This is a genomic window from Bradyrhizobium sp. C-145, assembly GCF_023375135.1.
GTDB classification, from domain to species: Bacteria; Pseudomonadota; Alphaproteobacteria; order Rhizobiales; family Xanthobacteraceae; genus Bradyrhizobium; species Bradyrhizobium zhanjiangense.
On the sequence record NZ_CP088150.1, the window covers coordinates 6,245,617 to 6,271,069 of the forward strand.

Annotated in this window: 26 protein-coding genes and 1 pseudogene; 9 read left to right on the forward strand and 18 right to left on the reverse strand. The window is 58.9% G+C overall.

Features of this window, described 5'->3' with window-relative positions; all coding sequences use genetic code 11:
* Nucleotides 1-112: 112 nt before the first annotated feature.
* From LRP30_RS29500 to LRP30_RS29510, 3 genes are all read left to right on the forward strand, one after another.
* Nucleotides 113-784 carry a hypothetical protein gene (locus LRP30_RS29500; protein WP_249757016.1) on the forward strand — a complete coding sequence of 224 codons (672 nt, stop codon included), beginning with the start codon at nucleotides 113-115 and terminating at the stop codon, nucleotides 782-784.
* Nucleotides 717-1,958 carry a tyrosine-type recombinase/integrase gene (locus LRP30_RS29505; protein ID WP_249757017.1) on the forward strand — a complete coding sequence of 414 codons (1,242 nt, stop codon included), beginning with the start codon at nucleotides 717-719 and terminating at the stop codon, nucleotides 1,956-1,958. The genes LRP30_RS29500 and LRP30_RS29505 overlap by 68 nt, the downstream gene beginning before the upstream one ends.
* A gap of 700 nt (nucleotides 1,959-2,658) precedes the next feature.
* On the forward strand, nucleotides 2,659-2,832 hold the full coding sequence (locus LRP30_RS29510) for a hypothetical protein (protein WP_249757018.1): 174 nt from the start codon (nucleotides 2,659-2,661) through the stop codon (nucleotides 2,830-2,832).
* A 755-nt stretch (nucleotides 2,833-3,587) separates the two neighbouring features.
* Here LRP30_RS29510 and LRP30_RS29520 read toward each other — a convergent pair.
* From LRP30_RS29520 to LRP30_RS29530, 3 genes are all read right to left on the reverse strand, one after another.
* On the reverse strand, nucleotides 3,588-3,848 hold the full coding sequence (locus LRP30_RS29520) for a hypothetical protein (protein WP_249757020.1): 261 nt from the start codon (nucleotides 3,846-3,848) through the stop codon (nucleotides 3,588-3,590).
* A gap of 86 nt (nucleotides 3,849-3,934) precedes the next feature.
* Entirely contained in the window at nucleotides 3,935-4,729 is a 795-nt protein-coding gene (locus LRP30_RS29525) for a hypothetical protein (RefSeq protein ID WP_249757021.1), read from the reverse strand.
* A gap of 9 nt (nucleotides 4,730-4,738) precedes the next feature.
* Nucleotides 4,739-6,307: a recombinase family protein gene (locus LRP30_RS29530; RefSeq protein ID WP_249757022.1), complete on the reverse strand. Its 1,569-nt coding sequence runs from the start codon at nucleotides 6,305-6,307 to the stop codon at nucleotides 4,739-4,741.
* 732 nt (nucleotides 6,308-7,039) lie between these two features.
* On the opposite strand from LRP30_RS29530, the gene LRP30_RS29535 reads away from it, so the two are divergent.
* Both LRP30_RS29535 and LRP30_RS29540 read left to right on the forward strand, forming a co-directional pair.
* Entirely contained in the window at nucleotides 7,040-7,537 is a 498-nt protein-coding gene (locus LRP30_RS29535) for a hypothetical protein (protein ID WP_249757023.1), read from the forward strand.
* A gap of 173 nt (nucleotides 7,538-7,710) precedes the next feature.
* Nucleotides 7,711-7,839: pseudogene (locus LRP30_RS29540) on the forward strand (IS5/IS1182 family transposase); the annotation flags it as partial.
* A 154-nt stretch (nucleotides 7,840-7,993) separates the two neighbouring features.
* On the opposite strand, the gene LRP30_RS29545 reads toward LRP30_RS29540, so the two are convergent.
* Nucleotides 7,994-8,542, reverse strand: coding sequence for a DUF5658 family protein (locus LRP30_RS29545; RefSeq protein WP_249757024.1), 549 nt, complete (start codon nucleotides 8,540-8,542; stop codon nucleotides 7,994-7,996).
* Nucleotides 8,543-8,658: 116 nt separating this feature from the next.
* On the opposite strand from LRP30_RS29545, the gene LRP30_RS29550 reads away from it, so the two are divergent.
* Entirely contained in the window at nucleotides 8,659-9,609 is a 951-nt protein-coding gene (locus tag LRP30_RS29550) for a phosphatase PAP2 family protein (protein ID WP_249757025.1), read from the forward strand.
* Between the two features lie 127 nt (nucleotides 9,610-9,736).
* On the forward strand, nucleotides 9,737-10,720 hold the full coding sequence (locus LRP30_RS29555; protein ID WP_249757026.1) for an acyltransferase: 984 nt from the start codon (nucleotides 9,737-9,739) through the stop codon (nucleotides 10,718-10,720).
* A gap of 117 nt (nucleotides 10,721-10,837) precedes the next feature.
* Here LRP30_RS29555 and LRP30_RS29560 read toward each other — a convergent pair whose 3' ends face one another.
* Nucleotides 10,838-11,554, reverse strand: coding sequence for a sterol desaturase family protein (locus LRP30_RS29560; RefSeq protein WP_249757027.1), 717 nt, complete (start codon nucleotides 11,552-11,554; stop codon nucleotides 10,838-10,840).
* Between the two features lie 188 nt (nucleotides 11,555-11,742).
* Nucleotides 11,743-12,033, reverse strand: a complete 291-nt coding sequence (locus LRP30_RS29565) for a DUF5658 family protein (protein WP_249757028.1) — start codon at nucleotides 12,031-12,033, stop codon at nucleotides 11,743-11,745.
* Nucleotides 12,034-12,434: 401 nt separating this feature from the next.
* On the opposite strand from LRP30_RS29565, the gene LRP30_RS29570 reads away from it, so the two are divergent.
* Nucleotides 12,435-12,722, forward strand: a complete 288-nt coding sequence (locus LRP30_RS29570) for a hypothetical protein (protein WP_249757029.1) — start codon at nucleotides 12,435-12,437, stop codon at nucleotides 12,720-12,722.
* 17 nt (nucleotides 12,723-12,739) lie between these two features.
* Nucleotides 12,740-13,567 (forward strand): sterol desaturase family protein, encoded by an 828-nt coding sequence (locus tag LRP30_RS29575; protein ID WP_249757030.1) that lies wholly within the window; start codon nucleotides 12,740-12,742, stop codon nucleotides 13,565-13,567.
* Between the two features lie 227 nt (nucleotides 13,568-13,794).
* Here the strand turns inward: LRP30_RS29575 and LRP30_RS29580 are convergent, their stop codons facing one another.
* From LRP30_RS29580 to cpaB, 12 genes are all read right to left on the reverse strand, one after another.
* Nucleotides 13,795-14,343, reverse strand: a complete 549-nt coding sequence (locus tag LRP30_RS29580; protein ID WP_249757031.1) for a tetratricopeptide repeat protein — start codon at nucleotides 14,341-14,343, stop codon at nucleotides 13,795-13,797.
* 220 nt (nucleotides 14,344-14,563) lie between these two features.
* Nucleotides 14,564-14,962: a hypothetical protein gene (locus LRP30_RS29585; protein ID WP_249757032.1), complete on the reverse strand. Its 399-nt coding sequence runs from the start codon at nucleotides 14,960-14,962 to the stop codon at nucleotides 14,564-14,566.
* A 12-nt stretch (nucleotides 14,963-14,974) separates the two neighbouring features.
* On the reverse strand, nucleotides 14,975-16,624 hold the full coding sequence (locus LRP30_RS29590; RefSeq protein WP_249757033.1) for a type II and III secretion system protein family protein: 1,650 nt from the start codon (nucleotides 16,622-16,624) through the stop codon (nucleotides 14,975-14,977).
* Between the two features lie 421 nt (nucleotides 16,625-17,045).
* Nucleotides 17,046-17,396, reverse strand: a complete 351-nt coding sequence (locus LRP30_RS29595; RefSeq protein ID WP_249757034.1) for a pilus assembly protein — start codon at nucleotides 17,394-17,396, stop codon at nucleotides 17,046-17,048.
* Nucleotides 17,397-17,455: 59 nt separating this feature from the next.
* Entirely contained in the window at nucleotides 17,456-18,796 is a 1,341-nt protein-coding gene (locus LRP30_RS29600) for a pilus assembly protein TadG-related protein (protein WP_249757035.1), read from the reverse strand.
* An 8-nt stretch (nucleotides 18,797-18,804) separates the two neighbouring features.
* On the reverse strand, nucleotides 18,805-19,236 hold the full coding sequence (locus LRP30_RS29605; RefSeq protein WP_249757036.1) for a hypothetical protein: 432 nt from the start codon (nucleotides 19,234-19,236) through the stop codon (nucleotides 18,805-18,807).
* A gap of 133 nt (nucleotides 19,237-19,369) precedes the next feature.
* On the reverse strand, nucleotides 19,370-19,969 hold the full coding sequence (locus LRP30_RS29610) for a methyltransferase (protein WP_249757037.1): 600 nt from the start codon (nucleotides 19,967-19,969) through the stop codon (nucleotides 19,370-19,372).
* Between the two features lie 55 nt (nucleotides 19,970-20,024).
* Nucleotides 20,025-20,846 carry a type II secretion system F family protein gene (locus LRP30_RS29615; RefSeq protein ID WP_249757038.1) on the reverse strand — a complete coding sequence of 274 codons (822 nt, stop codon included), beginning with the start codon at nucleotides 20,844-20,846 and terminating at the stop codon, nucleotides 20,025-20,027.
* Between the two features lie 71 nt (nucleotides 20,847-20,917).
* Nucleotides 20,918-21,844, reverse strand: a complete 927-nt coding sequence (locus tag LRP30_RS29620) for a type II secretion system F family protein (RefSeq protein WP_249757039.1) — start codon at nucleotides 21,842-21,844, stop codon at nucleotides 20,918-20,920.
* Nucleotides 21,844-23,304: a CpaF family protein gene (locus tag LRP30_RS29625; protein WP_249757040.1), complete on the reverse strand. Its 1,461-nt coding sequence runs from the start codon at nucleotides 23,302-23,304 to the stop codon at nucleotides 21,844-21,846. The genes LRP30_RS29620 and LRP30_RS29625 overlap by 1 nt, the downstream gene beginning before the upstream one ends.
* Nucleotides 23,301-24,503, reverse strand: coding sequence for an AAA family ATPase (locus LRP30_RS29630; protein WP_249757041.1), 1,203 nt, complete (start codon nucleotides 24,501-24,503; stop codon nucleotides 23,301-23,303). The genes LRP30_RS29625 and LRP30_RS29630 overlap by 4 nt, the downstream gene beginning before the upstream one ends.
* Nucleotides 24,503-25,438 carry a Flp pilus assembly protein CpaB gene (cpaB, locus tag LRP30_RS29635; protein ID WP_249757042.1) on the reverse strand — a complete coding sequence of 312 codons (936 nt, stop codon included), beginning with the start codon at nucleotides 25,436-25,438 and terminating at the stop codon, nucleotides 24,503-24,505. Before cpaB ends, LRP30_RS29630 begins: the two co-directional genes overlap by 1 nt.
* Nucleotides 25,439-25,453 lie beyond the last annotated feature (15 nt).

The following is a 25,453-nucleotide window of genomic DNA, read 5'->3' on the forward strand; positions in this document are numbered from 1 at the left end:
AACCGAAATCCTGATATTTTCCAGTACGTTGGCCGGAATGTGGTAGCGGATTAGACGGTGTTACATCCCGCCCGGATGTCTCACTCGGCCCGCCGCCCGGAAAGGCCTACGCGTGGCGCGTCCCTCCTACCTCGCCCGGCGCGGCGACGGTCGCTATTTCCTGCAGATTCGGCTGGGGAAACAGGCCGCTCAGCTCTTTGGGCTGCCCCTTCTCCGTGTCAGCCTCAGGACCGGGAATTTTGATGAGGCGAGGCGCCGGCTGGTGGACAATCTCGGATGGGTACAGGAGCTGATCGAGGCTCCGGACCTGGAGGCGTTGGGGACCGTGCTCGACGCGCGGCTGCACGCCTATGTCGATCGCGGCCCGCCGGCGAACGAGCGGCTTTTGGCCGAGCGCTGCGCCTTCGAGCACGAAGTCAGGCGCTACCTGACCCGCGCGCAGGAGCGCGGCTATGCCTACCCGCAGCGTTTTCCCCGCATGCCGAGCACCTGGGTCGATTTCGTCAACCAAAACAAGGCGGCCGAAAGCCAGATCGCCCGCCTGAACGTTCGGCGCGCCTATGAAAGCGGCCGGCACGAGGCGACCGAGGCGGTCAAGGAAGGCTGGACCGCGCCCACCACCCCGGCGATGGCAACCGTTCGATCCCATCGCGATGATCGATCGCCTCGTCCAGGATGCTGTCGCCCAAAGGCTTCCGTTGCTTCCGGCACCGCAGGTGGGCTCGATCTCGCCCGCCAACGAGCCCGCGGTACCGGCCCGCACCGACGAGGCCGCCGAAAATAATTCCTGCCGGATGTCGGACGTGCTGGCAGAGTTTCTCAAACCGTTGGACCGCAAGCGCAAGCACACCGCAAAGGGCCGTGGGGAAGCAGCGCCGGTCGTCCAGTTCGCGGTCGATTTTCTCGGTGATCCCCGGATGGACGAGTTGACCGAAGCGAAGTGGAAGCTGCTCGACGAGGCGCTGCCCGACATTCCCAATCGCGACAACATCCCGCGAAAATTCTCCGAGACGCTGTTCCGGCGTTACAAATACGCGGAAGCGACCAAGTGGTCGAAGCTCGAGCGCGTGACCACGACGACCATCAAGAGCCGGTATTGGGCCGGGCTCTATAAGTACGTCGACTTCGCCATCGCCGAAAAGCACTACCGCGGACCGCGTCCCAAGTTCGTGTGTATCGATCCCGAAAACCTGGCGCCGCTGCCGCGCGATGCCTTCGACGACGACGAGTTGCTGACGCTCTTGAACTTGCCGCTCTTCACGGGCTGCAAAAATCGCGTGCACGTCTGGCAGCCGGGCGGATATTTCGTGCAGTCGCATATCTACTGGGGCTTCTTGATCTGCATCCTCACCGGCATGAGGCCGGGCGAGGTCGGCCAGCTCAAATGTGCCGACATTCGCACTGACGGCGAGTTCTACTATTTCGACTTGCGCCCGTTCGACGCCCGTAACGGCCGCGTCGCAGTCAAGGATCTGCGCAATCTCAAGACGAACGCCGCCGGCCGTGTGATTCCAATCCATCCGCTTCTCATCGAGTTAGGGCGGCTGGACCGAATGCAGGACCTGATGGACAAGGAAGAGGAACGGCTCTTCCCCGAATGGGACGCCTATACCCGCAAAGACGGTACTATCCGCTGGTCGCAGCCGCTCAGCAAGGCGTGGCAATACGTGAAGACTAAGCTGAAACTCGATCGCGCGGACCTTACCCTCTACTCCACGCGGCATCTGATGGCCGACTGGCTCGACAACGAAGCGATTGCACAACGCACACGCGATCGCATTCTGGGACACGCCAGCGACGTTCGTGGGCGTTATGGTCGCAAAGGCATTCTTGATCCGCAGATCGCAGCAAAAATCGAGGCGCTCGAACCGCCGGTTATCAAGCAGATAAGAGAGATCTTGCTCGCTGCAAAGAACCGGGCCGACGGAGGCGAGCTCACGGTGCTGAAGACGTACTGAATTTCAGAGTGCGGCCCACCATTCAGACAACACGGGCCGCGCCAATGCCCGGAGCTGGTTCGGCTTCGACGCTCGCTTTCGTGGATGGGATTTGGGGTCGAGACCGAAGAAAGCGCGGGGCATTACCGCTCGTTCCCATGCTACGCGCCACAAGATTTTCAATTTTATGGGAATGAAATTAAGCCATTATTTTTTTGAGGACCGCGGGAATACTCCCTGATTGTCCATGTCGCAGGAAGATAGCTGGACCTCATGCGCGGAGAAGCCTCCTGCCTTGCAAGCAAGAGACAGCAAGATCGAACAACATCCCGCGAAAATTTTCCGAGACGCTGCTCCAGCGTTACAAATCCGCGGAAACGACCAAGTGGTCGAAGCTTGAGCGCGTGAACAGGATCATGGCCAGGAGGTTGGGCCCGGCAAAGCCGCGCGGCGTCACGTGGAAGCGGGCCGGCGGATGGCGCGGTCGATGAGGATACTGTTGAAGAAGTAGCCATCAGGAGCGGCGTGTTGCGAACCTTCGAGGCGGCCGACTTACAACCCGAAGCCTCGCCAAATTTCCCGCAGTCGTCCGGCCATTCAAGAATTATGGGTTATGTGCTTGCAAATACGGCCCAGTACTTCTACGGACATTGCGCATCCACCATGTTCGGCATCTACTTCAGATTGTTTTCATGACGATCTAATTTTCGGACGAGGGTTCATGAGCGTCAAAGCCATGATGGCGAACATTCTGCAAGACCAAATGCGATTGCGTGGTGTGCATGCACTGACGCCATCCGACTATGAAGAGATCGTAGAACTGCTGATCGAGCAGCTTAGGGAGCTGGAGCTTAGCTTGGCGGCTAAAGAGTTAGCCGACAAACGCGAACCTTAAACTACCGCCGCGGCCGTGGCTCGCATGCAACTCCGTCCCTGTCGCGATCATGATGTCTCCAGTACCCCGGCTCTCCCAGTCTCGCGGGTGCCAAGCCAAACAAGCGAGCAAACTCACAGTTGGGCGCGGACGCGATATGTTTGAGCATTGTCGTGACCGGCCAAGGCCTCGAAGCCAAAACCCCGAAGACCGCAACAGTGTAACGGCTAAGATCGCCATCGCTGCGTTCGTGACCCGGCGCAGCTTGACAGCACGATCATGGCGCGCCGATACCGCACGGAACCGGCGCTGCAATTTGCGCAGTCGCTGTTCAGGACGGGGACCGGGTCGAACGGGATTAGGGTTCGGAAGGTGCGGCATGAAATGATTGGAATGACAACTCTAAGACCCTTTATCACGAACTAAGCGCTCAGTCAGCGCCAGCCCAGGGGCGGCGCCTTCAAAGGAAAAGTAACGATGTCCAAGCGATGGCGCTTCACTTTGCAGCCGCGTGATTTGGATTGCTGTTGATGTTGCTCCAATAGTTCGACTGCGCTGCCCGGTCCTTTTAGAGAACCCGCTCCATGCCGGGATGCGCGCGGTTCTTGACCTTTATCCAGGGCCTAGACCTGCCGCCCTGGTAAGGGCGGTCGCGATGCTTGGAGACCAAGCCCTCTAGATCCATTCGACAGGCAGCGCAAAAAAAGCTCCGGACCAATCTCGCCGCGTTCAAACGGGTTGACGAAAAACCCCTCCGGCCTGCGCGCCAGCAGCCGTTAAAGCGCAGTCTTGCGAAGATGCAACGGCAGTTTCCGCTGAACTTCGTGGTCATGCTTGCGAGAGTGGAGTGCATTGAAATCAGCTACACCATCAACACCGAGCACAACGGCTTCGCCATCGAGTACAATGCGCTTTTGGCGGATCTTTCGCGCGGCCTCCACGATCCAAGGATAGCGGCCGGTCCAGTTGTGCCCACCCCGGCTGATCAGACGCACGCGATCATCGTCTCGCTCCAGGCGAAGCGGTACGGTGCCCATGAGCGAGGAATGAGGGAGCCAACTTGCGATAGGTCAAGCCCAGGGCTGCCTGCGTAGGCAGCGTGAACCACTGCGGGCAAGGCCGCTCAGTTGAAGGTAGTAACGAAGGTTGCCGTCACGGTCATGAGGGGGCCGCCTTCGTCCCTGACCTGTACCATACTTCGCCCGTCAGCACCCTTCGCCATTAAGGCCCGCCCGGCCTCTCCAATCGTTTGCTGGGCTTCGCCGCGCGCAGCATCCAGGCCGGGAAGTTCAACTCCCACATTCTCGACAGTAACTCCACCAGCATCGTGGAAATCAAAAAAATACAGCGGCATTTCAGATGATTTTCCAGCAGAAGATGACGTTCGCAATGCCAGAAGCGCTAACACCGATTTTGGAGCGTCCCGCCCCGGACCGACTTGCGCGAATATAATATCCGGAATGACCTTGTACTGGCGCTCGCGGCCATATTCGTTCTCGACGCGGTTCTGTTTCGACGTTGGTCCGACATCAAGTGGGACCTCGCCTTCGCGGCTCTGATGTTCGCGATGCTGCTCGCAGTTTATGCCCGCGGTTGGATGGGCGGGGGAGACGTCAAGATCCTGAGCGTGGCTTTCCTGTGGAGCGGTCTGTCGGGCGCCCTGTCGCTCGCTGTGTTGCTCGCCTGTTCTCGACCGCCCACACCGTTCTAGCAAAAGCTGGTTGGGGTGAGGAGCCAGCAAACCGAGACAGGCCGGCGTCGCATTCCTTATGCGCCTTCCGTCGCCGGCGCACTCATTGGCGTCTTCCTCTTGCGCGCCGCGCATCTTGCCCAACAGAGCGGGCGGGAAAACAAAAACGGAAGAACCGCCGTAGCGATGGCTTCGTTGTGGCGGCGGCGTTTGACGCAAATGGTGCAAAGCGGCCAGCTAAGGCGTAGCCCGCAGACTAAGATAACGAGCCAGAGCGTCGGCAGTTTCGGTTTGATCGTAACCGAGTCGGACGCGAGACTTTTCGCTGAGCCATGTCTGCGTTGTGGGGGTTTTCTTTATAGTTTTTGCTGGAATAACGACATAATCGATGACCGTGTTACTATCATCCGCCAGCCGGATGGCGATGATCCAGTCACACAGCGTGTCATTTATCCGAGGAATCCGCCACTGCGTCGAATAGCTTCCTCTCGGGTACGCTCGAGCAACCCGGAACAGGACGCGGATGTTTTGATCAATGCACAGCGCGTCGCTCGAACTTTCGATGAGGACGTGCCTGCCTGAGTTTTTAAACCAAGCTGCCACTTCTGATATGAGGCCGGCCGTAACTTCAGCCCAACGTTGCTTGGCATCGATGAAAGTGTAGTCCCGCCCCGAAGTGTATCCGATCAGGCGGTATGTATTCCGGAGGCTGCCGAATCGCTTGATGTACGTATGCACGCAGGGCAGTTCGATCTGTTTATCGATGATCTCGGAGCTTAGCCGTCCTATCTTGTGGAGCGCCCGGCGCAGTCGAGACAGCATTTCCCCATCGGGAAGGTCGATGCGCTGGTGCTCGGTTAGCCGCTGCACTCGTCGGAACACCTCAGGCTCGATGATCGGTTCCACGCACCGCTCCCCACGGATCCAAATATCAGATGGATTGTCGACTCGTGGTCCTCCCAACTTTTGTGACTGACGATTGTAGACGATGTTGCCGATGTAAGTCTCGTTGTGCAATATCGCCCGGATAATGGCTGGACTCCAGGGGCGACCATGGGGTGTCGGAATCCCCTTCTGATTAAGCTCGTTGGCGATCCTTGTAGCTGGCTTCGACTGCAAGCACTGTTCAAAAATCCATCTAATGACGGCAACCTGATCCGGTGGACCAATCCTGACCCTGACACGATCGGTCTTCAGACATTTGTGTTCACCCTTTTTAAGAAGCCCCTTCACCTGCAAATTCGCGTCCACCAATTCACGCTGCAGAGCATAGGTGATCGGGCCTCCCGGCCGGAAACCGAGCCCAGCGGTGCGCGATTGACCGGCGTGCACCTTTGCAGATAGCTCCCGGCTATATTCGGCAGCCATGACTCTCTTGAGGTTCTTCACAATGCTGGACAACATCGTTCCGTCGTTGTCGAACTGCTCGGCGCAATAGGCTACTTTGATGCCGGACTGTTTGCAGAGGAATTCATAGTGCGCGCTTTCGTCAGTGTCTTGGAATCTTCCCCAGCGGCTCACGTCGTAGACTAGGACGTGGCTATAGTCCGCCTCGCCATTGCTGATGTCCGCGATGAGTTGCTGAAGGCCGGCTCTGTTCTTGATATGAAGGCCGCTCTTCCCCTCATCTGCGTAAGTCCGAACGATTTGCAGGCTATGGGCGTGAGCGTAGGCACCGATCACCGCCGCCTGGTTCTGAATGGAGTACCGCTGCTTATCGGTCGACATACGAACATATTGAGCCGCTCGGGAGGCATAGGGCTGGCTCGGAAGCAAGGGCTTACGAATTACGAGCGCATTCGTCATAGCGGGCAACTCCCGACACTAGACCAAAGAAAGGTCCTTTTTTCACGGTCTGCCTCAATGTTACCGCTGTCAGGCCATTTTCGCTGCCTTCTATCCAATTAAATCTGGATGGTGGGGCTATCGTTTAATCGCGGCTTATTCGCCACCTGGGCTTTGTTGCTTCCCTCTAAGTCGACCGCCACTCCTTGGGAGGGACACGAGACGCTCGCAGTCGTAGCATCAAGCCTGGGGCGCGCGCGGACCTTAAGCAGCGCCGCAGTGCCCGCTATGAACTCCCGCTTTCCCCTTTCGGCACGCTTTGCGCCCACGCAAATGCTGAACGATTTGCAGATCCGGCGACGTCGGCACGCAAACGCAACGTGCAAATGACCGTTTGGCGCCTATTTAAAGGCGCCTCGTCACCCGCTAAAGTTGATAGATGGATCCTTCGAGAAAAAACATAGACAAGGCTGATCAGCACATGGGGTGTGATCCGTCCACACTGCCGCTCATCGGCCCGTGGAGCATCACCGCGCCGAGAACCGAAAGCCGGAGACACGCACCGAGCAAAGCAACAAAGCGCCCATGGTCCATCCGGCCTAAGAGGCCTCTGCTGTGTCATCCTCGCATTTCGGTTCTGGACGAGGTGAGGCCAAACTTGTGACCGCCTTTACAGATTGGATGAAGCGAGGACGCCAAATTTGGTACAGGCATTTGCAGCACGATCAACTCCCCGAGGGGGGCACAGGGTCGATGGGAAATATCGAGCGCTGGTTGCTCGGATTCCTGAGCGTTGTCGTCCTCGTGAGCTGCGTTTGCGCGACCATTGTCTTCACGCAGGTCAAGTCGCTCAAAGTGGAGATCGCAATGCTGCAACGCGAGATCATCGCGCTCAAGCTCCGCGTTGCTAGGCTTGATCAGACCGCAAGCGCCAATAACACTCGTGAGAAGCTAAGCAGTGAAACACCCAAGCCGGCGGCAGAGACCCGGCCTGACCAGGCTTCGCTCAACCTGTCGCGCGAAGAGATTCAGCTGATCCGCGACTATATCAAGCCCGCCCCGGTTACGGGGTCCTTCACTGAGTCGATCAGGGTCGGCGATCCCGTCGCGGGAGAAACCATCCCCTTCCCTTCTCCGATCACGGAGAAGGTGCCGAAACTGGTTGGCGCGAGATTCACGATCCGCAACGGCATCATTGCCATTTCAAGAAATGGCAGCCGTCAGGTCGATGCTGTGATCGGGTCTAATTGACGCTTGGCCGAAGTCCCCGGCAATCCCCCGCTCGGATCCGAAAGCAAAACCAAGGCACTAAATCAGAGGAAGGATCCTTTCCCAGCGAACAGGGAAATCACAGGGAAGCAGGGCAGCGCCGCGGCTACTCAACCGTTCCGAGGAACATTTCCCATGACGACTTAGATGCTTGCTTCTTCAGCAGGATCAAACAAATTCGGCGGGTGGCGACGCGTTACGACAGGCTTGCCGCCAACTACCTTCCCTTCGTTCAACTCGCGTCAATCAGGCTATGGCTGCGCCTTAATGAGTCCGCGTCCTAATTCTCCGTCTTGTCCCTTCGCGTTCATATCCGCCATTTGATATTTTGTTATTCACCGAGCGTAGTACGTTTATCACCTACTTCTGGCGTTGGTACGGCCCGGCAACCAAACCGGAGAGAGGTGTCTAGGCGCCTCTACAGCCTCTGTGGTTGCTTCAGGCCGTCCCGGCAATGATGAGGAGGTTGTTCAGCACGGGCGCACAGCAGAACGCAGCTACCATAGCGACGTTGTAAGGGTTGGTACTGCGCCAGAGTAGCCACATCATGATATACGTCAGACCTAGCTTCGGGATAAGCCACCAGGCACCGAGCCATGTCTGAGCGACGTGCATGAACGGATTCAACTCGCCGAGCCCGAGATTCAGGATGATATTCGTGGTGACAAGGTCGGCGCAGCCAAGGAACAGGATGAAAAGTACAAGGAGCGCCTTGATCCGCCTCGCATTAGGGTTCGTTCCCGAAGATTGTTTGAGCGGACGGTTCGAGCGCTGCGCTGCAACGGTCTCGTATTCGAACGCGACGCCCTCCGGCTCGTTATGCTCAAACCAGGCCCGAGCTGCCTCGATGGTCTCAAACACCTTCAGGTGCCCCGGATCGCCGACGACCCTGCTTCTGTCAGTATAAATCCAGACCTTCATTGCAATCAGCTCAAAAATATCGATTTCGATGCCGCAGCATAGTGCGGTCCCGACCAAGATCAACATTGGCCGATTGCCGCACATCAGGGGTGCTCCGTGTTAACCACGGGTCGCTGCTCCGTTGCCCAGCCCGGGAGTGCAATGATACACTGGCCGCCATTTCACAACTTTGGCCTATTTTAATGAGCAGCTCCGAAACGGTATTGCCGTCGGTTTCAGCCGCCCGGAAGCAATCCGCGATTACAGAGGCGAATGCGCTTTGGCTGATCATAGGCATCATGATCGCCATCGACGCGGTGTGGGCCAGACTGTCTGGCATAGGAGTTTCACTCGGACCAGCGTTTGTGGTGGGACTGACAACTCTCGTTGCCCTTTATCTGATCTACACTAGACTTCGACCCAACAGGCACATTGCACAATTCGCACTGACGTCCATGCAGTTGGTCGCGTTTACTGCTGCCGGCACGGTTGTCGTCTACCTGACCGTGACTTCCAAATTCCCGTTAATCGACCGCCAGTTGGAGACCGCCGACGCTGCAATTGGCTTCAACTGGCTCGCGTACTTCGATTGGGTGAAAGATCATCCAGCGTTGGATCGAGCACTCGGTATAGCTTACGATAGCTCCATATTCGAAATATTCCTTCTGCTCGTGATCCTCAATGTCACCGGTAGGTTTGAACAGGCGAGAGACTTCACGTGGCTGTTCGTTTTGACGCTCCTGATCATCATCGTCTTTGCATGGCTGTTTCCAGCCGAAAGTGCCTGGGTGCATTTCGGTGTCGTGGCCCGTGTTGATGCCTACCATCTGGCAGATTTCACGGCGCTGCGGGCGGGACAGATGAAGGAGATCGTGCTCGCCAAGGCTAACGGGCTGATCACATTCCCCTCCTTTCACGCCGCGCTTGCTCTGATACTCATTATTGCCACGAGGCGGACCTTCCTTTTTCCAATCTTCTTACCTGTTAATGTTCTGATGATCGTTTCGGCGCTCACATCAGGTGGCCACTATCTGATCGACATCTTCGCCGGTCTGGCTGTTGTGCCGGTTGCTGCATTGATCAACCAATCGTTGAAACGGCAGACGGAGGCAACCGGATTTGAGGGCCGCCGCCGACTGGACGAAGCGCTTTGAGTTGGATCGCCGCGTCCGCAACGAAGAACCACCAGAGACGAGGACGTGCGAGCTTGGCGGTTGCTGAATGCGATGGTAGCCTGCGTCATTTCGTGACTCCCGGCCTCATTTCATGAGTAATTTTGGATTGGAATTCACTCCCCAGGAAAAGCGCTCCGAGTCGCTTGACGCGATCCGCGGCTTGGCCATTTCACTCGTCATCGCCCGCCACTATTTCGGCTTCAAATACGGCATGCTGGGCGTCGACCTGTTCTTTGTTCTCAGCGGGTATCTGATTGGCGGCATTTTGCTCGATAGCCGCGACCGGCCCGGCTACTTCTCGTCGTTCTACGGCCGACGGGCGTTCCGGATCCTGCCATTGTACTGGCTGCTGCTGGCGCTCCTGCCGCCTGCTCATTGGGGCTACTATCTGATTTTCATGCAAGCAGTGCCTTGGCTACAGTTCGGGTTCTCTCAATCCGATCTGACATTCGTCACCTGGACGCTGGCCATCGAGGAGCAATTCTATCTGGTCCTGCCGATCCTCATTTACTGGCTACCGCGGCAATGGTTGGGCCGGATCCTCTGGGGTGGGATTTTGCTTGCGCCGGGCTGGCGCTGGCTATTTCACGCATATCTGCCGGATCAATCGTGGCAATTCCTGCTTCCGGCACGCTTGGATGAATTGTTCGGTGGCGTTCTGCTCGCCTGTTTCGCGCGCGGCTATTGCCGTTCCGTCATCGGATGGGCAATGCTGGCTTTTGTTCCGCCGCTTTGCGATATCGCATATGCCGCAACGGCTGAGGCGTTCGCCTTTCTTTCGGTAACGGCGTTCGCATGTTGTCTCATCGTTTGGCTGGGCGCCAATATCGAGCGGCCCCAGTTGTTTCGCCCGCTCATCTGGCCGGGACGCCGCTGCTATTCGCTATATCTGTTCCACATGGTCGTCTACGACATATTTTTCGACCTCGGCCGGCCGCTTTCTGGCTTCGTCGCGCTTCCCGTCGTATGCCTCCTCGCGGAAATAAGCTGGCGCGTGGTCGAAGCTCCCTTGATCAACTACGCGAAAAGAAGATTCGCCAGAGCCGAACTGACTCCCTTGGCGATGGTAGGTTCGGCTGGCCGGCACTAAGCGACGATTGAGGCCAGGCCGAAGAGCTATCCGAGCGATGAAATGAAGCTCTGAAAAATAACGTTGGCTACCAGCCGCATGTCGAGGTCTTCCGAAACGAAGCGCGCAGGCTTGGTGTCAGATCGAAGGTCTTGTGGTTTCGGTCTTACTCGACAATTTGCGGCATCTTTGCCTCGATCTCCATTCGAGGAACGGGTGCGCCAAAAGTGCAAGATATCCTGACGGCATCGGATGGTCGACGCCAAACGTCTTCGGCTTCTGCCCTTTCGGAAGATAGACGCTTCCGAACAGCAAGTCGTAGAACGAGAACATTCCGGCAAAGTTCTTGTCCCTGGCTTCCATCTCGCTGCTGTGGTGCCAATGATGAAACTCCGGCGACACCAGGACGTAGCGTAGAGGGCCGTAGTTCAAGCGCACGTTGGCATGAACGAGATAGGCCTGCCAGTAGTAGACGAGGATGTAAGTCCCGATTGCTTCTGAGGAGAAGCCGAGCGCGAACAGCGGAAACAGCGAGCCTGCCTTCATAAATATCACGTCCAGCGGGTGCTGATGCACGGCCGCAAGCCAATCCAGTTCTTCGACCGCGTGATGAACGGCGTGGATATGCCACATCGTGGGCACGGCGTGCAGGACGCGGTGGGTCCAGTAGACCCCGAGGTCCCCGATCAGGATCACCAGGACGACCTGGACCAGAAAGGGAAGACCGTCGATCGTCTGCTTCATTGCCGACGGCAGTACCGATTGATTGACCACGATGGCCATCGTGACGACGGCGATCACGCCGACAATGATCAGCCATCCGTTGAGAAACTGGAAGGCCAAATCGGTTAGCAAGCCGCGTCTGAAAACTTTCTGAGGCCTCGCAGCAAATAGTCGTTCGATCGGAACGAAGATCAAAAGCGTCAGCAAAAACCTACTAAGTCCAAAAAGCTCGTCCATTCAAACCGCCGCCTTGAAAATGGCAGAAGCCTACCACTTGCATCCTCATTCGCCAATCGCTGCAAACGGGCGAAGTAATCGGTTCAGGTCGTGCCGGCGATGATGAGGAGCAGGTTATTGAGTACGGGCGTAGAGCAGAAGGCCACCACAACGGCCACGTTGTAGACGTTCTTGCTGCACCAAAGCAGCCACGTCACGAGAAGTGTTAAACCGAGCTTGGGAACAAGCCACCACATGCCGAGCCATGTCTGAGCCAGCCTCATGACCGGGTTGAGTTCGCCCATTCCGAGATCCAGGATCACGTTCGTTGTCACGAGGTCGGCGCAACCCAGTAAGAAGCAGAAGAGCAACAGAAGCGCCTTGGCCCGGTTCATTTGTAAACCCTCGATGCTGAAGATGCCTGAGCCGGCAATTCAACGAATCCGCGAAGATGCAATTTTCGGCTTCTAAGCCAAAAATCTTTACACATCCTCAAGCTCCGAGCGCTTCACCCGAGATTACAGTCTTTTCACTTTCACCCCCTCCGGATTGTTCCGGCTCGAGCCGACCGCAAAGACGGCAAGACAACGGCTCGTCCCGTCGTGTCGGACCAGGGAGTTCGGGGGCGGTCGCTTGGACGGCCCTGAAGAAGATTTTCGGCGCCCGTAACCTGATGAGGGCGGGCTTTCGCTGCTCTCGTAACGTTAACAGGAGATGTCGAGCTGAAGGATGGTCCGACGCTCCACCGACACTCACCGGGGAAAGCGAGTCCCGGCGATCGACGCGCGACGCCGAAATGAGGCTCACGGCGGCAGCCAAAGAACGAACCACGAACACTTCAGGTATTTCGGCCAAGCTAGAATCTGTCGTCGCGAACGGTGGTCGCGGACCGCGCGTTGCGCGTGCGCTCTCAGATGGAATTAACGCAAGGAAAATCCCGGCAAAAATCGCTGCTTGCGCTCGACCAAGGTTTCAGGAAATATTGGCGAAAGCAGAGTTTTTAAGTTTTTGGCCCTGTTTTATTGGCATTAAAATTTTCGCTGGCGAAGCCAAAGGGCTAGCTTACCAACCAGAGACCTATTGATCGGCGAGTCATTCGTCATGTCGAGTGAGATTTTCGACGCCGTTCGTCTTGCGGCGATTTATTTAAGTGTCATCTACGGCACTCGTCTTTTGGAGACATGGTGGCCCATTGCGCACGTTCCGGGCCCCGAGTTTCGCGATGATTGGCTCGCCGTTATCGTGAGCATCGGATTGGAAAACCTGCTCGGTCCGATCGCGGCGATATGCGCAGGTACGATTGTGAGCTTCACCGGGCTTGGCTGGATTCAACTACCGACTGACGGTTACTGGTGGTACGCCTCTCTCGCACTCGTCGTGGTTGCTCTCGATCTTTACAAGTACACAATCCATCGTCTTCAACACGCAATTCCCTTCCTTTGGGCTATGCACTCGTTTCATCACAGCGCGAATGCCCTTACGTTCATCACTGCTGGCCGCCATTTTTGGCTGGAGAGGGTCCTTTCCGACGCCTTTCTTCCAATTTTGGCGATCTTGTTTCGGATCCCAGCGGATATGGCATTGGCCGCAGGATTTATCTTCTTCGTCCCAGACACTTGTGCTCACTTGAACGTCCGCATCCCGCTCGGTCGGTTCGTGACATGGATAAACAACCCGCAATGGCACCGGATCCATCACTCGGTCCAGATGGAGCATCGAGACAAGAACTTTGCCGCCTTTTTTCCGCTCTGGGACATTCTATTTGGCACGGCGTGGGTGCCGAAAGCAGACGAGTATCCTTCAACGGGACTTGTGCCAGCTGAACGAGTGGATGTTATCAACAGTGTGATCTGGCCAATTCGACATCTGCGGCATCGAATTCCAAGAATGAGTTGGATCAGTCGACAGTCCCAGAGTGAGTTGGAATAGAGATCTCCTGCTGCTCCTCACCGTGCTGTTGGGGTACGTCGACCTCGTCTCTACGATGTGGTCCCGAATCCCGGATTGAGTTGCCCCCCGAAGGCAAGATACCATCCGCGATCGGCACTGCAGAAGGCCTCGTCGCCTTTGGCAAACTTCCGGGTTCTCCCGCGATCACGGACGAGGACGTTGAGCGCTGAGCGGGCACGTTGCTGCCACCTCGCGCGGCCATCGCCCTACGGCTGATTGTTCGGCGGCCTCTCGATGAACCTCCGGCTGCCGTTGAGGAGCTCGAGGTTGTTGGCGATGACAGGGTTGCCCGGATCGAGCGAATAAGCCTTCTCGAACTTCCGCCGCGCGCCATTCAGATTGCCGCGTAGCATGAGGGAATAGCCCTGATCGTTGAGGATCTGGACGGTCTCGCCGCCAAGCCGGATCGCGTGCGCATAGGCCTGATCGGCAAGATCGAAGCGACGTAATTTGTCATAGCTCGCCGCGAGCCCGATCCAGGCCGTCACGTCCTTCGGTGCTTTCTCGACGGCATCCTTGAAATAACGCTGCGAGATTCCGTAGTTGCCGCGGTTGTATTGCTCCAACCCCATCCGCACCGGCTCGTCGGAGGGATAGTATTTGACGTCGGTCGGCTCCTGCACGGGGTCGCCACCTGGCGGATCCACGGGCGCTACGATCGCGGCCTCCCGCGTCGTGTAGTCGCAGGCCGCGAGGCCCGTCGCCAGCCAACAGCAGGTGAGCGCCGGCATGAGACGCTGTAGTCCCCGTCCCACGCTCCAGCTCCAACAACTTGCCTGCATCAATCGAAGAACCATCGCGAAACTACCTACGAATAACGAACAGCACGACCGAAACATTGAGGTCAGCGCAAGAAGCCAACGTGACATCTCCATTTCCAAGTCCCTGGCCGGCCTCAGGCCCACACCGCATGGGGTTTATCGAGAAATCGACATCCTAACCGCGACTGGTTAGGAGACTGGCCCCTTCAGCTCACTACCTAACTCCTCCTACCCCGACGGCCACCGATCCTCCGGTCCCTGCTCCCAATCCGGTTGCGTTGACATTCTGAATGGTGGTGACGGGTGGCGGCTGGCCCATCGCTTTGGTCGGATCGCCCATGTCGGGAAGCTGATCCACCGGCCGAACCGTGTTGCCGTAACGTTTTACAGCCTCACCCGTACGCCGAGCGTCGTAAGCGATCCTGCGATCGCCGACGTATGCCGGCCATGGGTGAATCGTGTGGGTGACGGCGTTGACCTCCTTGGCATTGCCGGCACTCATCGTGATGGTGTCGGAACGCTGGACGTAGCGGTCCATCTCATCGTGACCGGCGAGGCCGTAGCATCCCCCGAGCAGCAAGGGCGCGAACAGAGCCAGATACCTGATGGTCATCTCTCGCTTCCTCTAGTTGAGAGTTTTCACGACCGGTTGGTTCGCAGCAGCGGCCGGGGCCACGACAGGCGTCCTAACCTCGGGAGCGATGATGTGGCCATAAGGACCCTTCACGTCGCCACCCGAATTGACATAATCGTCATAACGCTTGCGGACTTCCATCTGGCCATTGAGAAAGAAGTCGACATCGTTGGCCGGCAGGCGCGAGTCGAGCGGCGACGCCAGTTGCTGACCGGGTGCCGCCGGCGCGACCAGGCGGGGCGTGACGATAATGACGAGATCGGTTTCCTCCTGCTGGTACGACTTGCTGCTGAACAAGGTTCCAAGCACGGGCACCGAGCCGATCCACGGCAATTGCGAAACGTCCTGTCGATTGCGGGTCTGCAACAGGCCGGCGATGGCGAAGCTCTGGCCGTCGCGCAATTCGACCGTGGTGCGCGCGTCGCGACGAGTCAGTGCTGGAACGGTCGTGCCCTGGATCGTGATCGCATTGGAGAAATCGAGCTCGCTGACCGAAGGCTCGACGCGGAGGTTGATGACCCCCCGCGAGAGCACGGTCGGCACGAAGGCCAGTTCGACGCCGAACTTCTTGTAGTCGATCGTCACGGTCGGGAAGCCGTTCGACGTCTGGGTCGGAATCGGCACCGGAAATTCCCCGCCGGCCAGGAAGCGCGCGGGATCGCCGGACAGCGTGGTCAGGTTCGGCTCCGCCAGCCGACGCGCCAGTCCTTTGGTTTCCAACGCAGTAATCAGCAGGTCCACCGAGCCGCCGTTGCTGGTCCTGACGAGGCTGGTCAGCAGACTTCCGAACGGGGCCGGAGCTACGCCGCCGGCGGAGCCAATGAGCGTCCCCAGCGTTCCAAGCACAGGAAGGCTGCCGGTGGGAGGGGAGCCAACGGCCCCTCCCCCGGCACCCAGGGCACCGTTGGTGGTATTGATACCGCCTATCGGGATCCGGCCCACGTTTGTGGTGCCGCCCAGCCCCGAAACGCCGACGTTGGTCCCGTTCGCGTTCGCGGCATAAAGATTCACGCCGAGGTCTCGCCCCGCGTGCCGGGCGACCTCGAGGAAGCGCACCTCAAGCATCACTTGCTGCGGCGCCGCAACGCTCATCGCATTGACGACGATTCCACCCTCGGGAACGCTGCCCTTGGCAATCGTCATTGCCCGCTCCGCCGCGACCGCGTCGGCGGCCATGCCGCTCAGCACCACCTGGCCTTCGGATGCAGAAACGCGAATGCCACGCGTGCCGGTGCCGGACTGGATGTTCTGCTGCAGATTGCCGATGTCGACGGTCACCTCGACATCCAGAATGCCGATCTGCTTCATCGAGCTGTCGAATAGGATGACGTTGGTGGTGCCGGTCTTCTTGCCCTGGACGTAGACGAGGTGGTCGCTCAGCGACTTCACGTCGGCGATATCAGGCGACCCCGCGACGATCGTCGAGAACGGCGTATCGACCCTGAAGGTGCGTGACTTGTTGACCGTCACCCTGACGCGCTGGACGTCGTTCATCTCGCTGACGAAGACGCCGCCCGACGAAGGAGCCCGGCGGTCCGCGGCCCCTGCGCGGTCGGTGGAATCAAACAAGGCAACCGCAGCGCCAAGAGCTGTCATTCCCAAGGCGACAATCGCGCGTCCCGCGCTACCCCAAACGCGCATCCGAATCCCCTTCGCCGTGTTACCTACGGCCAAATCCGTAGTTTCACGGCCTACGACTTCCTGATCGCTCTCCTTCGCACCACGACCTAGAGCTTACAGTCTGTCCGACTACAAATAGTTACTAACGAATTCCGATTCCCTGGCACGCCCAAGCCGGGTACACCCCGGTTCCAGACGGACACGTCCCCCGCGCCAGGCCGCTAAATGGCGGCTCTAGGATCATCCTCCGCCACGCGCCCTGATTGCAAGGAAAGAACTTCGCCAAGCCGCGCCCCCCCTGAGAAAACTCTCCGATGTTGCCAGCGCGCACCACTTCGTAGCCCGTCAGGGCCAATCGCCAGCCACGCAACGGGCCACGACCGCTCTGGGGCTGCCGGCCCCGAACAACCGACCCCGATCAGCCCGAACGATTCGGCTCTCCTCAGAACGGAATCTGGGTCGACACGCTCGGGGCGTTGAGCGATGTGCCCCACACCGGAAATAGCATGGTGAAGCCCGACTGAGATGCGGTCACCGTAAGCACCGAGGTCCCCGCGGTCGTCGTCACTGTCGGCGACAGACCGCCATTGTACAGGAACGGAGCAATGGCCTGCTTCTGTGCGGCCGTCAGATAGTCACCCGTACAACTGGATGGTGAATTGGACGCCAACACTGCAGGCGAGTAACAGCTGAGCATGTTCGCCCGAGCGCTGGCATCCGCAAGCATGCGCAACGATTGCATCGTGATCGCATAGCGTCCGAAATCAAAGATGGCGAAGATCAGGATGAACAAGGCTCCGCCGACGAGGCAAAACTCGAAAGCTGCCACCCCGCGCTGGTCGAGCGTTCTCATCATTGCACCAAACGCACAGTTTGAACAGTCGGCGTCGCTGCCGAATCCGACTTACATTTGCTGTTGTCGAGCGTCGTATCGCCCTGGAAATTCACCGCATAGGCTATGACCTGGTAGCAACCGGTGGTGGGGGCACTCGACGAGCTGTTGCCTCCGTACGTGACGGGAGCATTTGGTACATAAACCGTGCCATTGAAATAGCTACTTGAGTTGCCAGTGATGTTAACGCCTTGCTTCGAATAGGCCTCACCATCATAGATGAGCAGATCTGTCATCTTACTGCTGACCGACGAAAGCGCCGGCGGCCCGGCAGGATTCTTCACTGCCGTAAGCTGAATCAATGGCCCCCCATTGATCGTCAGCGTTGCGCTTCCGAAAATTATCAAGGTAGCCCCAAGTATGCCAGATGTTAGAGTCGTCGAAGAGCTAGTAATTTTAATGTTTCCGCTCATGAAGTAGTAGGTGCCATTTAATGTGCCATTTAAGGTCTGGTTGCCGGCGTTGTAGCAGAAACCAGATTCATACGACTGCAATGATGCGCATTGCCCCGCCGTCCCGCCCGGGAAATCCGACGCCTTCAAATTGGCTATCGCCGCGCCCACTCCACTGAGTGGATCGGGGATCGGCTGCTGGTAGGTTAACACGCCCGTGCACTGGGTGCCGCCTGTCTGGGAACAGCCGCCGACCGTGTAGCTCGGCGCGTTCACCTGGATGCCGGAATTGCCGACGAAGCCGATCGCATTTGAACCGGCACTGTCCGACGAAATACCGCACGTTGCCGACGATACGGTAGGGCTACCTTGAAAGGTAACAGCGTCCTTCAAGGCCAACACACATGGAGGTTTCGCCAAACTATCAACTTGGGCGACCGCCGTCGCGACGATATTCACCGTCGATAAGTTAAGCACCTGAGCCAGGTATGCTGGCTGCTGTTGGCTGACGGTGGCCTGGACGAAAGTTCCCGCGGTCCCGTTCCACGACGTCAGCGAGGCGATCTGGACCGACTTCGACACGCCTTGCGGCAGGCTCACGGCACACGTGGCACCGGGATAGCTGGTGTCGCCTGAATTGCAAAACGAGTTCTGGGCTGCAACCTGCTTGCCGCGATAATCGACTGTTTGCGTATTGTTGCAGGTCACGCCAGGTTGTGGGGCGTTGTCGCACGCCAACCGCAAGGCGCCCGCATAGGCGGCCGCATCAGCCGCACCCTGGGCGCGCTGCTTGGTGACGTACCAGGACCCGGCCTCACCACCAAGTGCCATCATTCCGATCAACGGTACCAACGCAACCACGGTTGCGAACGCGGCTGATCCTCGACGGCAACGGAGCATGTTACGCATGGCACATCCTATTGAAACCGTTCTGAGTAAGAAAACGTGAAAGAACAGGGATTGGTATTGCCGCTCGTGCACAACACCGACGTCAACACCATGGGCGTCAGCGTGACCGTTGTTGAGTACACATAGTACTTCGGCTGCGAAGGATCAGAGTTGGCTGAAGAGCAGACCGCGTTGCTCTCGCCGCAAATGAGCTGAATGCTGGGGATCGGATAACGGCTATCGGCCTTGGCGAGCGCTGCCGACGCCCAACTGGACGCATTCGTGACGTCGGGTGGAGGGGAATACTGGATGGATTGCCCGAATGCGCGCAGTGCCGCCAGCGCTGAGATGTACCGGAAGCCAGCCACCGCAAGATCAGCAAAAGGCAGAAGAATTAACATGATCAGGAAAAGGTAAACGAACGGCATCTCAAGCGCGACGGCGCCGCGTTGATCCGTCATCAGAGATTGTCGGCGTCTCACAGGTCCTTCTCGCTGGGGCATAAAAATCAGCACGTTAGCACCTTTGCGCTACAGCCAGACCGATGCATCCCATCGTGCATTGCCCGCGACAAATCCGGCGGGCACACGCCGTTCACCAGACATAGGGTATCACTCTCCAGCGCGACTCTTCGTAACTCGCGTACTCCGGAAAATTGCGACGCAGCAGGTCTTCTTCGTAGTAGATCCGGCACACTTGAACGCCGATGTGCAGCACGAACAGGGCCAGCGTCACCGACGAAAGGCTCTTGAGCACCACACCCAACACCGCGATCTCCTCCGCCAGATAGAGCGGGTGCTTGATCCACCGGTACGGACCCGTCTGCACTACGGAGCGCGCCTGCGGCACCAGGCTGAACGATTTGCCGAGATGCCTGATCGTGACGAGCATCATGGTCATGCCGATGAACACGCAGACCGTGGATGCAATGTTTGGCAGCGCCTGGTCGGTGTCGCCGAAGAAGCCGATCGTCCATGGCATATAGGTGCCGACAAATGCCGCTATTCTTGGCAGCAAGCCATCCGCGTGCGCCTTTGCAGGTGGCCGCGTCATGACCAGCAACCCCAGAAGCATGTAGAAGCTAGCGAGGCAAAGGCTCGACAGGAGTTGGGGCCACGGCTCGGAAAGCGATCCGATCTTGATGGCGAGGCCAAGCGCCAGCAGCATGAACCACATGCCGCCGAGCAACTGCATCGTCCGATCGTAAGTCGACCTGTTGGATAAAGTCAGGGTACTCATAGACGACTACCTACTTGAATGCACGAACGAGGTGCAGGAACGGGCTCGCGCCCAGAATGACGAACATGGCCGGAAGCATGAACAGCACCATCGGGATGGTGAGCTTGGCGCCGAGCTTGTGGGCTCGCTCCTCCAGCTTGGTGATGCGCTCTCTTCGAAGATCGACGGCGATACCGCGCAGGGCCTGACCCAGCGGCGTTCCGTACTGCAGGCTTTGGCCGATCACCGTTCCAAAGCGGCGAAGCCCCTCCGACCTGGCGCCCAACTTCTCGAACGCTTCAGTGCGACTTGGCAATATGCGGAGATCGTCGAGCAGTCCGCGCAATACCTGAGCCATCGCGGGATTGGTTTCCTTCATCTCCTCCGCAACACGCTCGAGGCCGCCCTCGAGACCCATCCCCGCCTCGCTGCATACAACGAGCAGATCGATGGTATCCGGGGTCCCCAGCCGAACGGCCGTATCAAAGCGCCTTTTCAGGAAGAAAAGGATCAGACGTGGTCCCATGATTCCGACGACGACGCCAAGCAGCGTGAAGATCATCGCATCGGACAGCGGCTTTCCGAGAACCAGGGCTGTAAAGTAAGCCGCGAGCGGAAACGCGAACATGCAGACCGCTTTGACGCCGATCCAGATCGGCAAGGTGCGATAATGGTTGAAACCCGCCGACTGAATAATCGTCCGGAGTTGCTCAAGATTTTCCTCCGCATAGAAGCGCTTGTAGCGGACGCCTATCGAAGAAAGCCAGCCGATCACGTCCGGCGAGGAGCCCTTCCGGTCAGGAATGCCCAGCACAGCGTTCGATACCCGTGCATCCAGCGCGCGAAGATGCATCTCGCGAATGATCAGGATGAACGTCGCGGCCGCAACGACCGTCGCAAGGGCAGCGAGTCCGAGACCCGCAGTCATAGTGCAGTCTCCCTCTTGATCATCCAGCGTATCACGAAGTGTCCGACAATAACCGACGCGATCGCGTAAGCCAGCAGCGTGTTTCCGGTCGGGTCATAGAACAGCATGTCGATCGATTGCGGATTGACCATGTAGAGCAATCCGCCGACGATGAGCGGCGACACTGAAAGTGCACGCGACGAGAAGATGACCTCTCCGGCCAGCGCCTTCGCGCGCGCAGCCAGCGCAACCCGTTGGCTCACGGTCTCGGCCAGTATCTGTAGCGTCTCAGCCAGACTGCCGCCTGCCTTCAACTGGACCGCGAGCGTCACCGCAAACATGGCGTATTCGGAAACCCGCGTTCGCCGATAAATCCCCTCGACAGCTTCTTCCGGAGCCCTTCCCAGAGCCAGCTCGCTGCAGACGATCGCGAACTGGCCGGAGGTCGGTTGTGGCATCTCTCGCGCGATGGTGCGAAACGCCTCGTTGACTGGCAAGCCCGACCGGACAGTGCTGGTCACCAGCTGAATTGCGTCGGGGAGCTGACGGAAAAGCTGATTGATGAAGCGATTGCGCTGCCATCCGAACAGGCCTCGCACCACGAGGATGGCGACGACAGTAGCAGCGATCGACACCGTGGACGCCGAAAATTCCAGGATGCGATTGGCGTAAACAACGACGCAGGCGGCCAAGACGCCGGCGAGAAACACGTATGCCGGATGCCACGCGTAGACGATGTCGGTGCGGTAGTTGACGAGCCGATAGAGCAGATCCCAACGCTCGGCTTGCGCCGCACGACGGATAGACGGCAGGCTCGCGATCACGTCTTCCGGCAGAGCATTCTCGACCCGGCGCTCCAGCCGCCGCTCCCGCGCGTCGAGCCACAGGGTATTGACCGTCGCACACAGCAAAAGCACCAGCACGATGACCAGGGGCGTCGACATCAGATCTGCCTCATCGCTTCTGCCCAGGCCCGGTCAAGTCCGTAATAGACAAGCCGGCTCTTGAATTTCGGAACTGCATGGGTGGATCGGTAGGTTCCCGATATGCGCCCGTGCACATCCTCCTCCTTGTACTCGAACACCGCGACGTCATTGGTGGTGATCACCTCGCCTTCGAGGCCAATCACCTCGGTGATCTGCACGATCCGGCGCTGTCCGTCCCGCATGCGTTCGACCTGCACAATAAGGTCGAGGGCAGCGACAATCTGTGCGCGGATAGCGCGCGACGGCAGGTTGACCTGGCCCATCTGCACCATGTTCTCGACGCGCGTCAGCGCATCGCGCGCACTGTTGGCATGCACCGTCGAGATCGAACCATCATGGCCGGTGTTCATCGCCTGCAGCATGTCGAATGCTTCGGCGCCGCGCACCTCACCCACTACGATGCGATCGGGGCGCATGCGCAGGGCATTCCACAGCAGATCGCGTTGCGTGACCTGTCCCGTACCCTCGAGGCTGGGCGGCCGCGTCTCTAGGCTGATCACATGCGGTTGCTGCAATTGCAGCTCCGCCGCATCCTCGATTGTGACGATGCGTTCGCTGTGGTCGATGAACTGGCTGAGAGCATTCAGCAGCGTCGTCTTGCCCGAACCAGTGCCTCCGGAGACCAAAACATTGAGCCGGCAGCGAGAGGAAATCTCCAACAGCTGTCCGAGGGCAGCGGTCATCGTGCCGTTTTCGATCATGCCGGCAATGTTCAAGCGCCGGTTTGGAAATTTTCGGATCGAGACGCAGGGGCTATGGATGGCCAGCGGCGGCAGGATGATGTTGACGCGGCTGCCGTCCGGCAGGCGACAGTCCACCATTGGGCTGGATTCGTCGACGCGTCGGCCGACTTGCGCAGCAATTTTCTGCGCGACAGCGGCAATATGGTTGTTGTCGCGGAATCGCACCGCGACGCGTTCCAGCTTGCCGCCGCGCTCGACATAGACATTGCTGGGCCCGTTGATCATGATGTCGTTGATCGTCTCATCCAGCAAAAGCTGACGAAGCGGACCGTAACCGGTCATATCGTCCGCTATTTCTTCCGCCAGCAGAAGCTGCTCGCGACCTGACAGCTCGAGCCGCTCCTGGTTGGCAATGCCGTGGATGATTTCCTCGATCTGCCGGCGAAGAACATCGCGCGAGACCGACGCGGCCACTGCCGGCTCGATCTGCTCGATGACCCGTTCGCGCAACGACGCTGACATCACGCTATGATGTTTCGAAGATTCCTCGCGCTTCGGCGCCGACGCGGGCAGCGCGGGTGGCTCCGCACTCGGCGCCGACGATATCACGCTTGGCGCAGTCGGCGGCGTGGGAGGCAACTCGGGCGGCGCGCTGGGCGCCACCGCCGGCGAGGTCGCCATCAGCGTAGGCAAACGTATTGGCATCTCGTCTGCGCGCCTGCCGAACTTTTTCATAGCCCGAGCCACCTCTTCCATCCTGCCTTTTTCTTGGTGCCGACGCCAGTAATCTCCCGTACGATCGGAGCGAGGTGACGCCGTAGCCCGGATACGTGCTTGAGAGCCGGAACGCCTAGGTTGACCGCCTGAGTCATTCCCTTGCCGAGATCCGGGATCACCATGTCCGGTTCTGCGCCCAGCGCCTTGACGATTGCCGCCCTGGGCAGGCCGCCGGCGCGATCGGCGCGATTGAGCAAGGTAAAGACCCGGTCCTTGCCGGCGATGTTGGTGACGGCGTTGCGCAGCGCATGGGCATTGCGCAGGCCGGTCACCTCGGCCTCCAGCAGCACCAGCACATGACGGGACATCTGAATGACCGGATAGATCGACGCCGGAAACGGCACCGGCACGTCGACAACGACGTAATTGAACCGCTGCCGGAGCAGACCCAGCACGTGCCGCACGCCCGCCTCGGTGATATCGAGCTTGGCATCGAGGTCTTCGTCGCCGGAAATCAGGCAAACCCGATCGTTCACCTCGATCGCCGCCCGTTCGAGGAAGAGCGTGTCGGCCCGAATCGGATTTTCTAGGGCAATGCGGAGGCCGGGCCCGGGGCGAACACCCAACATCACCGCTGTCTCGCCGCCCTGCAGATGCAGGTCGAGCAGTGCGACCTTGGCCTTAGTGGTTTCTGCCAATTGCAGCGCGAGGTTGATCGCCACACTCGTCGCTCCAGCCCCACCTTGCGCGCCACAGATCGACACCACATGCCCGCCCCGGTCATTGTGAGTGGGCGCGACGTCGCCAAGCAGCTTCGGGCGGAGCTGGTCCAGCACCATATCGCGGGTGATCGGCGTTGGAAGGTACTCGGTGAGACCGACTTCCATCAGCTCTCGGTAGAAGGTGATCTCCCTGTTGTCGCCGATCAGGGCCACCTTCACATCTGGCGGACAGACACTGGCCAGGCGCTCCAGTTCGGTGAAAGGATCATCCATCCCGCTGATGTCGGTCACCAGCGCGTACAAATCGGTGTCGGTCTCGAGCATTCGTGTCGCATGACGGATGCTGCCGCGCCGGATCACCAAATTGCTGCCGTCGAGGCCCTTACGAAGGGCCACAGCGCTCAGCTCGTCGTTCACGAAGCAGACGATCCGGTTGCGCGCGACAAGAGACGTCGTGTCTTCAGATGATTCCACCACTGCCATGTTCACACTCATCAGCGCTTCTCCGCCCCCTTGCCAACGTCACCTGCCGCCGCCGTCGTCTGACGTTCGACCTCGGACTGCCCGTTGCAGCCCGCCAGAGCGTCATCGTCCGCATCCTGCTTCCTGACCGAGTATTGCTTGACCCCGCCACCAGAATAGATCGCGACCGTCGTGCTCTGACCGGCAACCGCACTCTGGCGCGCCAGTTCTGGCGACACATCGCAGCTGGATGTCGCACTCGTGTCGGCCTTTTCCCACTGCTCGGCCGCAGATCGGACGACGAGTGAGAGCGTTCCAAGCTGCTTTGCAACGGCGACCTTCTTGACCTGTTCCGGCTTCAGCTCCAACGATACAGTTTGCGCCGTCTTGCCGGGAAGAGCACTGCTGACGGGGCGCCCGCCCTGCGCAATCTCCTGATCGATTGCGATGACGCGCACGTTTGACAGCACGGTTTCGCTGACAGCCCGACGCACCGGATCCGCCTTCTCGAACACCTGGGTCAACACTACGTCGACATTGTCGCCCGGCCTGATCAGACCCGAGACGCCAGTCTCCTCGTCAACCTTTATGCTGATGGCGCGGCTGTCCGGTGCCAGGACGCTGGCGAGGAAACCGCGATCCTTCGGGCGCAGGATGTCCTGCAATGTAATGGCGCTGCCGGCGTCGACGAACTTGCGAACCAGAGAACCGGGAAGTCCGGCCTTGGTGTCAGGCGTTTCGAGGATCGCTCCTGCAGGGACGCGATCGGGTGCCGCCTGACGCACGCTGAAATCTTCGTCCCGCGCCAACGTTCCCTTCGACAGCGGACGTGTCGTAACAAAGTAGCCGACGGTCGCCGCCGCGGCCGGCGGCTTTTCGGCGACCACCTCCGCTACAACCGGAGCTTTCGGCTGGTTCACGTTATAGGCAATAATCCCGAGCGCCGTAGCCGCAAGCAGCAGCACCATGATGATCGAGACGCG